Below are 10,649 nucleotides of genomic sequence, written 5' to 3'. Positions count from 1 at the left end.
CACCAGCCCCGTGGACGGCGCCGCCGCCGTCTGACGCCCGCCCCATGACCCGCGGTGCGCCGTCCCACCCGCCGCCCAGGGACGGCGCGCCGCGCCGCCGCACCGACCCCGCCGCCGACCCCCGCCGCCGGACCCGGCATCGAACCCGGAGTCCGGCGCGTCCGTACCCGTGGGCAGGCGCGCCCGTACCCGTGGGCAGGGAGGCACCTTGGAGAAGCCGTCGTTTTCCTGTGAGTCTCGGGGGTATCGGGGCCCCGACACATCTGGAGCACCTAGGCTTGCCGGGATGATGGGCGGTTTCATCAAGCGGTACCCGATGCCGCTGGCGTTCGTGGGCCTGTTCGCGGCGATCTGGCTGGTGCAGGTCGTCCTGCTGCCGCCGGCGGCCCAGCGCGCCGTCGTGGCGTGGGCCAGCACCAACCTGGCGAACCTCTCGGTCGACCCGGTCGGCACGATGGTCGCCTCGGCGTTCGTCGCCGAGGGGTCGCAGGCCGCGCTGCTGGTCGTCGCGGTGCTCGGGCTGTTCCCCGTCGTGCGGCGGTTCGGCAACGCGCGCGCGATCGTGCTGGTCGCGGTCTCGCACGTCACCGGCACGCTGATCAGCCAGGGCATCGCGTTCGTGCGGCTGGAGGCCGGCCTGCTGTCGGACTCCGTCCGGACGATCTCCGACGTCGGCCCGTCCTACGTGCTGTGCGCGGCGCTCGTCGCCGCGATCCTGTACGGGCACGGCCGGATCCGCCGGCTGCTCGCCTTCGCCGCCTGGGTCTCGCTCCTGCCCTTCCTGTTCGAGGGCCTGTTCTCGCTGGAGGTCGCCGCCGTCGGGCACCTCGTCGCCATGATCAGCGGCGCGCTGGTCGGCGGCGTGCTGCTGCTCCGCGAACGGGGCCGGGCGACCGGCGCGACGCCCGTGGCCGACGCCATCGAGGCGGCCGAGGCCAGGGCCGCGCACGCCGTGCAGGAAGTCCAGGACTCCCTCAAGCCGGGCCCCGCTCCCTCCGAAGCCTGACGCGCCCGTCCGAAGCCCGATGCCGGGGCCTCAGCGGCTCCGCGAGCGGACCCGTGCGGTCCGGGTCAGCCCTGGCCGGGCTCGGGCGTGGGGTTGGACGTGGGGCTGGGGCCCGGCGTGCCGCTCGCGGGCGGGTCGGACGGGGTGTCCGGCGGCGTCGTCGGGTCGGTCGAGCCGCCGTCCGGCGGGGTCGCGGGGTCGGAGCCGCCGGTGTCCGGCGGAGTGGTCGGCGTGCCCGAGTCGGGCGGCGTCGTAGGCGACGTGTCGCCGGGCTTGCTCGGGGTGCCGCTCCCGGGGTTGTCGCTGTCCGAGGGCGAGGAGCCCACGGGCTTCTTGGCGGGAGCGCCCGTGGTCGACGGCGCGCCCGGGGTGCCGGGCGCGGCGCCCTGGCCGGGCGTGCCGGCGGGCTGCGGCTGGCCGTCGAACGCGCTGGTCACCGGGTTCCCGGACGGGCCGGCGCCGCCGGTCGAGCGCTCGGAACCGGTGAGGCCGGGCGGCGGGCTGTCGGTGACCTTGGTCGTCTTCGCCGACGCGGGATCGGTGCGGCCGCTGCCGGCCGTCGGGACGAGCGAGGCGGCGCCGCCGCCCTTCGCGGTGGGCCAGGAGACCAGCAGGCCGATGACGGCGGCCGCGGACGCGGCGACGCCCGCGGCCGCGCCGAGGCCCTTGGACCACACGCCGCGCTTCTGCCGCGGCCTGCGGTCGGCGTCGCCGATGACGACGAGCGGGCTCGGGGCGGCGACGGTCGGCAGCGGCCGGTCGGCCTCCGCCTCGCACGCGGCGAGGACCTGGTCGCGCAGCCAGCCGGGCGCCTGCGCCGGCGCGCGCTTGGCGAGCAGCTGCGGCAGCCTCCCCTTCTCGAACGCGGAGATCAGCTCGAGCTGCGGCCCGGCTGTGCCGCGCATCAGCGTGTCGAGGACGGCGCGCTCCAGCCGGGACCGGGCCGCGTTCAGCAGCTGGCCGGCGGTGTCGGGCGCGAGGCCGAGGACGCGGGCGATGTCGCGGATCTCCAGCCACTCGCCGGCCCACAGCAGCAGGACCTCGCGGTGGTCGGCGCGCAGGGAGCCCGCGGCGCGCAGCAGCGGGTCGGGGTCGGCGAACGGCAGCCCGCCGGGCGCCGTGCCGAAGGCGCCGCGCTCGGCGCACGCGGTGCGGGACAGGGAGTAGAGCCAGAGCACGCTGTCGCCCCGCGGCGGCTGGTGCACCGCCGCGGCGAAGGTGTCGCCGACCGCCGCCGCCGCGAGCTGGTCGCCGACGAGCGACCAGCAGTACGCGTACAGGCGGGCGGCGTGCGCGTCGTAGAGCGAGCCCAGGTCGCCGCGCATGTGACCTCCCGGTCGTCTCCGCTGTCTGGTACCGGGCTACACAAATGTGTGCAAACCGGTCGGTAGCGGGACTCTAGCGCCTCGGGTCAACCGGTGAGAAGCCGGGGAGTGAACATCGTGTCGAATAGCCACGGAAAGTAATCGTTTTAGCGACAGACGGTCATGTTCACCCAGATTTAAGGAAGTTCCCGAAAATTCGCTGATTCCTGATCCGGTTCAGCAGGGAAGGATTCGAACTCGTTATCGAACTTTTTCCGGAGGTCGCGTGCCACGGCTCACCGAGGACGGCGTCTACCAGCACATTTACGGCGTCTGCTTCAAGACCGGCCCGCCCGGGACGGTCGGCGCGGAGACGGAGTGGTTCGTCGTCGACGCCGCCGACCGGGCGGCCCACGTGCCCGCGCGGCGGGTGCGGATGCTCGTCGACGAGGCCGGTCCGCCGCCCGGCGGAAGCGCGGTCACCTACGAGCCCGGCGGGCAGCTGGAACTGAGCTCCGCGCCGTTCCGCGGCGTTTCCGAACTGCATTCCGCGCTCGCCGGGGACATCGCGCACGTGCGGGACGCGCTCGCGCCGGCGGGGCTGGACCTCGTCGGCCACGGCGTCGACCCCGTCCGGCTGCCCCGCTTCCAGGCCGAGCACCCCCGCTACGGGTGCATGCGCGACTACTTCAGCGCGGGCGGGTTCGCCGACGCGGGGCTCGCGATGATGTGCTCGACCGCGTCGGTCCAGGTCTGCCTGGACATCGGCGCCGACCGCGCGGACGCCGCCCGGCGGTGGCGGCTCACGCACGCGCTCGGCCCCCTGCTGATCGCCGCGTTCGCCAACTCGCCGCTGAAGGCGGGCCGCCGCACCGGGCTGCGCTCGTCCCGGCAGGCCATCTGGACCGAGCTGGACCCGTGCCGCACCCTGCCGGTGCTGCGCGACGGCGCGGACGGCGACCCCGCCGAGGCGTGGACGCGGTACGCGCTGGACGCGCGGGTCATGCTGGTCAAGACGGCGTCCGGGGAGTGGGTGTCCGACCCCGGCATGTCGTTCAAGGAATGGCTGGACAAGGGCGAGCCGGGGCAGCAGGACCTCGACTACCACCTGTCCACGCTGTTCCCGCCGGTCCGGCCGCGCGGCTGGCTGGAACTGCGGATGATCGACGCGCTGCCCGCCCGGTACTGGCCGGTGCCCGTCGCCGTCGCGGCCGCCCTGCTCGACGACCCGGCCGCGTCCCGCGCCGCCGAGGAGGCCGCCGAGCCCGTGGCGGGGCTGTGGGCGGAGGCGGCCCGCCTGGGGCTCGCCGACGCGTCGCTGGCCGCCGCCGCGCGCACCTGCTTCACGGCGGCGCTCGACGCGCTGCCGAGGATGGGCGCCGCCGGGCTCGTCCCGCTGGTGGAGGAGTACGCGCACCGCTACGTCGAGCGCGGCCGCACCCCCGCCGACGACGACCCCGCCTTCGCCTTCGCCTCCGCGGCCTCCGGCGACGGCGCCCACGACCACCACGACGCTCCCACCACGACGTCCGAGGAGGACCCGACATGGCCCCGCTGAGCTCCCCGGGCTCCATCGCCGAGCACGACGAGGACGCGCTGAAGGAACTGATCGCCGAGGAGCTCGGCGGGGTGCGCGCCCGCAGCTTCGGCCTGACCACCGACGTCCTCGCCGAGGACGACCTCACCTCGCAGGTGTCGCCGCTGATGTCGCCGCTGGTCTGGGACCTGGCGCACGTCGGCAACTACGAGGAGCTGTGGCTGCTGCGGGCCGCCGCGGGCGCCGAGCCCATGCGCCCGGAGATCGACGGCCTCTACGACGCGTTCGAGCACCCGCGCGCCGAGCGGCCGTCGCTGCCGCTGCTGCCGCCGGACGAGGCGCGCGCCTACATCGGCACGGTGCGCGCCAAGGTGCTGGACGCGCTCGGGTCCGTGCGGTTCGACACGGCGAACCCGCTGACGTCCGGCGGGTTCGTGTACGGGATGGTCGTCCAGCACGAGCACATGCACGACGAGACGATGCTGGCGACGCACCAGCTCCGCAAGGGCGCTCCCGCCCTGCTCGACCCGCTCGCGGAGCCCCTGCAGACGCCCGCCGCCGCGGCCGGGGGAGACGAGGTCCTCATCCCGGCCGGCCCGTTCGAGATGGGCACCTCGGACGACCCGTGGGCGTACGACAACGAGCGTCCGGGCCACCTGGTCGACCTGCCCGCGTACTACATCGACGTGGAGCCGGTCACCAACGCCGCCTACCTCGCCTTCATCGAGGCGGGCGGCTACGACGACCCGCGCTGGTGGACCCCGGCCGGCTGGGAGTGGCGCAACAGCAGCGGCAAGCGCGCCCCCGCGTTCTGGACGAGGGAAGGAGGGCAGTGGCTGCGGCGCCGGTTCGGGCGCACCGAGCCCGTCCCGCCCCGCGAACCCGTCCAGCACGTGTGCTGGTACGAGGCGGACGCCTACGCGCGGTGGGCCGGCAAGCGCCTCCCCACGGAGGCCGAGTGGGAGAAGGCCGCGCGCTGGGACCCGGCCGTACAGCGGTCACGGAAGTACCCCTGGGGCGAGGTCTACGAGGAGGGCCGCGCCAACCTCGGGCAGCGGCTGCTGCGCCCGTCCGAGGCCGGCTCCTACGCGTCCGGTGCGTCGGCGTACGGGGTCCGGCAGCTCATCGGCGACGTGTGGGAGTGGACGTCGTCGGACTTCCACGGCTACCCGGGGTTCCGCTCGTTCCCCTACAAGGAGTACTCCGAGGTGTTCTTCGGCCCCGACTACAAGGTCCTGCGCGGCGGCTCGTGGGCGACGCATCCGCTCGCCGTGCGCGGCTCGTTCCGCAACTGGGACTACCCGATCCGGCGGCAGATCTTCTCCGGCTTCCGCTGCGCGCGCTCTGCGGTCGCCGGGGAGCGCGGGGGGTCGTCCCACCACGAGGCGCAGGCCGGGGAGGGGCGCTGAATGTGCCGCCACCTCGGTTACCTCGGCCCCGAGCGGACGCTGCACTCGCTCGTTTACGAGGGGGAGCACTCCCTTGAGCACCAGGCGTACGCGCCGCGCATGACGCAGGGGAACCTGCTGAACGCCGACGGGTACGGCGCCGGCTGGTACCAGGACGGCGCCGCCGTCCGGTTCCGGCGGTCCCAGCCGATCTGGACCGACCAGTCGTTCCGCGAGATCGCGGGCGCCGTCCGCGCGTCCTGCGCCGTCGCGGCGATCCGCTCGGCGACCGTCGGGTTCCCCGTGGACGAGTCGTGCGCCCAGCCGTTCCGCGAAGGGCCCTGGCTGTTCAGCCACAACGGCAAGGTCGAGGGGTTCGCCGGCGTCGAGGCCAAGCTCCGCGAGCTCGCCGGCGACCTCGCCGGCGTCCCGGACGCCCGCGCCCCGCTCGACTCGGCGCCGCTGTTCGCGCTCGCCGTCCGGAACTGGCGCGGCGGCGCGTCCCTCGGCGAGGGCCTCGCCGCCGTCGTCGGGACCGTCACCGGCCTCACCGGCGGCCGCTACAACCTGCTCGCCTCCGACGGGACGGCACTGGCCGCCACCACCTGGGGCGACTCGCTGTTCGTCCGCGAGGACGCGGACGCGATCCGGATCGCCTCCGAACCGCTGGACGACCGGCCCGGCTGGCGGCCCGTCCCGGACCGCTCGCTCGTCACCGCCGGACCCGGCTCCGGCGTCCGCATCGACCCGCTGTAGACAGACCCGCTGCTAGGAGGACCACGTGGACCGGTTCCTGACCGCCGACGACCTCGCCAAGACGCTCCGACAGGACGTCCGGGAGGGGCTCACCGGCACGCCGAAGACCCTGCCGCCCAAGTGGTTCTACGACGAGCGCGGCAGCGCGCTCTTCGAGGAGATCACCAAGCTGGAGGAGTACTATCCGACCCGCCGCGAGCGCGAGATCCTCACCGCCCGCGCCCCCGAGATCGCCGCGATCACCGGCGCCCGCACCCTGCTGGAGCTGGGCGCCGGGTCGGGGGAGAAGACCCGGCTGCTGCTCGGCGCCCTCCACGGGACGCTGCGCGCCTACGTCCCGGTGGACGTCAGCGGCGACTTCCTGGAGGAGGCCGCCGCCGGGATCGCCGCCGACCATCCGGGCCTCACCGTCCGGACCGTCGTCGCCGACTACGAGCAGCACCTGCACCTGCTGCCCGCCGGGGAGCGCCGGCTGATCGCCTTCCTCGGCGGGACGATCGGCAACATGCCGCCCGCCGACCGCGTCGGGTTCCTCGGCGGGCTGCGCGCCACCATGGACGACGGCGACTTCCTGCTGCTCGGCGCCGACCTCGTCAAGGACCCCGGACGCCTCGTCCGCGCCTACGACGACGCCGCCGGCGTCACCGCCGAGTTCAACAAGAACGTGCTCTCCGTCATCGACCGCGAGCTGGACGCCGACTTCGACCCGGACGCGTTCGAGCACGTCGCCGTCTGGGACGGCGCCGAGGAGTGGATCGAGATGCGGCTGCGCTCCACCCGCGACCAGGACGTCCGCGTCGGCGGCCTCGACCTGGACGTCCGCTTCGCCGCGGGCGAGGAGATGCGCACCGAGATCTCGGCGAAGTTCCGCCGCGAGCGCCTCGCGTCCGAGCTGGAGTCCGCCGGGATGGAGCTCGCCGAGTTCTGGACCGACGAGGCGGGCGACTTCTCCCTCAGCCTCGCCCGCCCCGCGCGTCACTGACCCCTCGCGCACCGCGGCGTGCCGTCGTCATGGAGCACCCGTGACGGCGGCGCGCCGCGACCCGGCGGTCCGGGTCAGGCGGGTCGGCGGAGCGGGTGGGCGAGGCCCAGGCGCTTGATGTCGGCGGTGAGGCGGGTCGCCACGTAGCGGTGGCCCGCCTCGTCCGGGTGGGTGCCGTCCCGCTTGATGTACTGGGGCGCGTTGCCCCGGTGGGTCAGCCGGTTCCCGGTGATCCACCGCTCCGCCAGCGGGTCGACGAACGGGACCGCCATCTGCGTCGCGAGGTTCCGGAGCGCGTTGCGGACGGCCAGCTCGTTGGGCGGCGGCGTGTCGTTGCCCCACAGCGGCCCCATCAGCACGACGTGCGTGCCGGGCCAGCGCTGCCTGGCCCGTTCGAGCAGCGTCCGCGCGGCCGCCGCGACGCGCGGCGGCTGGACCCGCCAGTCGTTGTGCCCGCCCGAGACGATCAGCAGGTCGGGCGCGGGCCGCCAGCCGAGCTGGCTCTCGAACAGCTGCAGGAACGACTGCCCGGCGACCGTCTTCACGAAGCCGGTGCCGGCGCGGCCCGCCACGATGACCTGCCAGCCCATCAGCCGCCCGGTCGCCGACGCGTACGTCGTCTCCGGCAGTACGCCGCGGTCCCCGACCGTGTAGCTGTCGCCGAGGAAGAACACCACCGACGACCGCGTGGCCGCCTTCTTCTGGGCCGGGCCGTCCGCCCGGGCCGTCCGGGGGCCGGGCCCTCCGGTGCCGCCGCACCCGGCCAGCAGGGGCAGGCCGAGCAGGCCCAGGCACAGCAGGAGGGTCGCCGCGCCGCGTCGGGCGCGGCGAGATGTCATGGAGGACCACCAAAAGTCGGGTGCGAATGCACCGGTATCTTACTGACCCCCTCCCGCCCCACGCGCCCGTCGCGCGAAACCCGGGGCCCGTCCCCGGGCGGCCCTGGGGCCCCTGGAGCCCGGCGCGGGTCATCCCCGGCTACACCCGCCGTTCACCGGGTTCTCACGCCGCGTCCCGCGCCGCGCAACCCGTCCCCGAGAGGGTTCCGCGGTGACCCCCCGACGCCCGCGGCTCCGCGAACTCGACCTGCTCCGCTTCCTGGCGGCCATCGCCGTCGTGCTGTACCACTTCACCGGGTTCGGCGGCGCGGGGCCGTGGCCGGAGCACGCCCGCGAGATGTTCCCCGCGCTGGGCGCGGTCACCCGGTACGGCTACCTCGGCGTCGACCTGTTCTTCGTCATCAGCGGCTTCGTGATCCTGATGAGCGCGTGGGGGCGCTCCCCGGGCGAGTTCGGCGTCTCCCGGCTGGTGCGGCTGATGCCCGCGTACTGGGCGAGCGTGCTGCTCGGCGCGGTCGTGTACGCCGTCTTCCGGGAGGGGCACGGCGTCCCCGGGCTCGTCGTGCCGAACCTGACGATGCTCCAGGGCGGGCTCGGCGTCGAGAACGTCGACGCCGTCTACTGGACGCTCTGGGTCGAGATGCACTTCTACGTGCTGGCGGCCGTGCTCGCCGGGATCGGCATCACCTACCGGTCGTGCCTGGTCTTCATGGCGGCGTGGATGTTCGGCGGCGTCTTCGCCGACGAGGCCGGCAACAAGTTTCTGCAGATCATGCTGGTGCCGACCTGGAGCCCGTATTTCATCGCCGGCATGGCGCTGTACATGATCCACCGGTTCGGGCCGACGCTGCTGCTGTGGGGATACGTCGCCGTGTCCTACCTGCTGGCACTGCACTGGGGCGGCTGGCGGGCGGACGGCGCGTTCAAGGGCTCCGCCCACCTGCCCGTCGCGGCCGCCGTCACCGGCATCTTCCTGGTGATGATCCTCGTCGCGACGGGCCGGCTGAGCTGGGTGCGGTGGCGCGGCCTGACCGTCCTCGGGGCGCTGACGTACCCGCTCTACCTCGTCCATTCGCAGCTCGCGCTGCCGCTGCTGGACGCGCTGTACCCGGGGCTGAACCGCTGGGCCGCGCTCGCCGCCGTCATCGCGGCGTCCCTGGCGCTCGCCTACGCGGTGCATCGCCTGGTGGAGAAGCCCGGCGCGAAGTGGATGCGGGCACGGCTGCTGGCGTCGCTGGAGCCGATGCGGTCCGCGAAGCCCCGTCCTGCTGCGGACGCACCCGCCGGCGGTGTGCCCGCAGGAGACGCCGTCGGCGACGTGCCCGCCCCGCGCGCCCCCGAAGCCGCGCCGGAACTCGCCGCCCGCTGACCGCCCCGGCCCCGGCGGCCTATGTTTGTCGGTCATGGCCATAGGGGTGGACGCCGCGGCGGTGGTTTCGACGGGGGTGAGCCTTGCCCTCGTACCGCGCCTTGTGCGGAGCGGTAATGGCGGCGGGGGAGGCGGACGCGTCTGGGCCCGTCCGGAAGTGTTCCTCGCTCTGGTCGTGGCGCTCGTCTACGTCAACCAGGTGCTCTTCACCGTGTACATCCTGCGCGTCCACGGCGGGGACACGTCGTTCATAGCGCGGTACGTGCCGGAAGGCTGGTTCGCACTGGCGGACGGGCCGTCCATGCGCTCGTTCGCCGCGCACTTCCCTGCACCAGAGCTCCTGGCGCCGTGCCTGCTGCGCGTACCGGGATTCCTTGAGCTGCCGTTCGGGCTGCTCTCCTACGTGACGGTGCTGCGGTGGTTGGATCGCGGGCTCTACAGGCGCGTCGCCACCTCATGGATGGTGTGGGCCGCGTCCCTCTCCTACACGTTCGCCTTCTGCGTCGTGGAGTGGGTCCTGCACACGCCCTACACGGTGGACGACATCATCATCCGCGCGTGCACGGGCCTGGTGACGCCCTTGCTCATCCAGTGGCTCGCCCGGCAGGACACCGACGCGCCCACGGTCTCGTCGTTCCCCCAGATGCTCCTGTTCGCCGTCTCGGTATGGGCACTGGGCCAACTGGTCCTGACCGTCTACGACACGGCGCTCCTCTACAACCTCGGGCATCTCGGTGGACGCCTACCAGGCGCGATCGTCACGGCGGTGATCCTCGTGGCCGCCCGTTGGTGGGCCGCCCGCACACCCCAAGGCGGTGAACCGGGGCTCGCGTCGGCCTCCATCGGCACCGGGTTGCGCTGGGCGCTCGCCCTCTTCTTCATCCCGGCACTGGCCGTCCGCTACGGCGTGAACTTCGGGACGCCGCTCATCGCGGGCATCGCGGGCCTCCTCATCTGCGCCGCGGGCGCCGTGCACGCCCTACGGGAAGGACTCGCCGGCGCCGGACCGCGCCGGACGATCCTCTGGGCCGCCCAGATCGCCGCCGCGCTGCTCACCGGGGGAGCGGCCGGCGCCGCGGCCGTCCTGCTGGTGACCGACACCTATTACGAGGCCGGTGTGCTCCGCGCCGCCGCGCTCTGCTTCGCCGTGGCCGTGGCGGTCTGCGCGCTCACGGACCGGCTGATTCACCGGCGGTTCGCGGCCCCTCCGAAGACCGCCGCGCCGGAGGTGTGACGTTTTCGGACCGGGGCGCGCTGAGGGAAGTGTGGGTGGCCGCCCGATGTGAGCGGGCATCGGACGGCCACCCTCCTCCGGCGGATCCGTCTCCCCCGGTCGGATCCGCCGGAGGCAGCACTTATGCAAGCCAGGCCCAGGGCGCTCGCCTGGCGGCTCGCACCCTGACCTTGCTTGGGCGAGCGCGACCTCGCTTCGCGAGCTTCCCGATGGGGGCTCGCCTTCGGCTTCGCC

The 10,649-nt window shown here is 74.0% G+C and carries 9 protein-coding genes; 7 read left to right on the top strand and 2 right to left on the bottom strand.

Annotated elements, in window-relative coordinates; genetic code table 11:
- Nucleotides 1-286: 286 nt before the first annotated feature.
- A complete protein-coding gene (locus tag ABZ914_RS37930) occupies nucleotides 287-1,006 on the top strand; it encodes a rhomboid-like protein (RefSeq protein WP_500199255.1) in 720 nt (239 codons plus the stop codon).
- Between the two features lie 65 nt (nucleotides 1,007-1,071).
- Here the strand turns inward: ABZ914_RS37930 and ABZ914_RS37925 are convergent, their stop codons facing one another.
- On the bottom strand, nucleotides 1,072-2,331 hold the full coding sequence (locus ABZ914_RS37925) for an RNA polymerase sigma factor (protein WP_500199254.1): 1,260 nt from the start codon (nucleotides 2,329-2,331) through the stop codon (nucleotides 1,072-1,074).
- A 265-nt stretch (nucleotides 2,332-2,596) separates the two neighbouring features.
- Here ABZ914_RS37925 and egtA point away from each other — a divergent pair, with 265 nt between their 5' ends.
- From egtA to egtD, 4 genes are read left to right on the top strand one after another with little or no spacing between them, the layout of a single operon-like run.
- Nucleotides 2,597-3,868 (top strand): ergothioneine biosynthesis glutamate--cysteine ligase EgtA, encoded by a 1,272-nt coding sequence (gene egtA, locus ABZ914_RS37920; protein WP_500199252.1) that lies wholly within the window; start codon nucleotides 2,597-2,599, stop codon nucleotides 3,866-3,868.
- Nucleotides 3,856-5,256 carry an ergothioneine biosynthesis protein EgtB gene (gene egtB, locus ABZ914_RS37915; RefSeq protein ID WP_500199250.1) on the top strand — a complete coding sequence of 467 codons (1,401 nt, stop codon included), beginning with the start codon at nucleotides 3,856-3,858 and terminating at the stop codon, nucleotides 5,254-5,256. The genes egtA and egtB overlap by 13 nt, the downstream gene beginning before the upstream one ends.
- The gene (egtC, locus tag ABZ914_RS37910) at nucleotides 5,257-5,991 is read left to right on the top strand and encodes an ergothioneine biosynthesis protein EgtC (protein ID WP_500199248.1); all 735 of its coding nucleotides are present in this window, start codon (nucleotides 5,257-5,259) and stop codon (nucleotides 5,989-5,991) included.
- Between the two features lie 25 nt (nucleotides 5,992-6,016).
- Nucleotides 6,017-6,973, top strand: coding sequence for an L-histidine N(alpha)-methyltransferase (gene egtD, locus ABZ914_RS37905; protein WP_500199245.1), 957 nt, complete (start codon nucleotides 6,017-6,019; stop codon nucleotides 6,971-6,973).
- A 74-nt stretch (nucleotides 6,974-7,047) separates the two neighbouring features.
- Here egtD and ABZ914_RS37900 read toward each other — a convergent pair whose 3' ends face one another.
- Nucleotides 7,048-7,812 (bottom strand): SGNH/GDSL hydrolase family protein, encoded by a 765-nt coding sequence (locus ABZ914_RS37900; protein ID WP_500199243.1) that lies wholly within the window; start codon nucleotides 7,810-7,812, stop codon nucleotides 7,048-7,050.
- A gap of 211 nt (nucleotides 7,813-8,023) precedes the next feature.
- Here ABZ914_RS37900 and ABZ914_RS37895 point away from each other — a divergent pair, with 211 nt between their 5' ends.
- Entirely contained in the window at nucleotides 8,024-9,181 is a 1,158-nt protein-coding gene (locus ABZ914_RS37895) for an acyltransferase family protein (protein WP_500199241.1), read from the top strand.
- 157 nt (nucleotides 9,182-9,338) lie between these two features.
- Nucleotides 9,339-10,415: a hypothetical protein gene (locus ABZ914_RS37890; RefSeq protein ID WP_500199240.1), complete on the top strand. Its 1,077-nt coding sequence runs from the start codon at nucleotides 9,339-9,341 to the stop codon at nucleotides 10,413-10,415.
- The last annotated feature ends 234 nt before the right edge of the window (nucleotides 10,416-10,649 follow it).

Origin of the sequence: Spirillospora sp. NPDC046719 (assembly GCF_040645715.1) — a bacterium.
Taxonomy (GTDB): Bacteria; Actinomycetota; Actinomycetes; order Streptosporangiales; family Streptosporangiaceae; genus Spirillospora.
This window is presented reverse-complemented; position numbering and strand designations above follow the sequence as displayed.

Coding starts and splice junctions, on each gene's coding strand:
- ABZ914_RS37925 (WP_500199254.1), bottom strand. CDS start 2,331: ATGCGCGGCGACCTGGGCTCGCTCTACGACGCGCACGCCGCCCGCCTG.
- egtB (WP_500199250.1), top strand. CDS start 3,856: ATGGCCCCGCTGAGCTCCCCGGGCTCCATCGCCGAGCACGACGAGGAC.
- ABZ914_RS37900 (WP_500199243.1), bottom strand. CDS start 7,812: ATGACATCTCGCCGCGCCCGACGCGGCGCGGCGACCCTCCTGCTGTGC.
- ABZ914_RS37930 (WP_500199255.1), top strand. CDS start 287: ATGATGGGCGGTTTCATCAAGCGGTACCCGATGCCGCTGGCGTTCGTG.
- egtC (WP_500199248.1), top strand. CDS start 5,257: ATGTGCCGCCACCTCGGTTACCTCGGCCCCGAGCGGACGCTGCACTCG.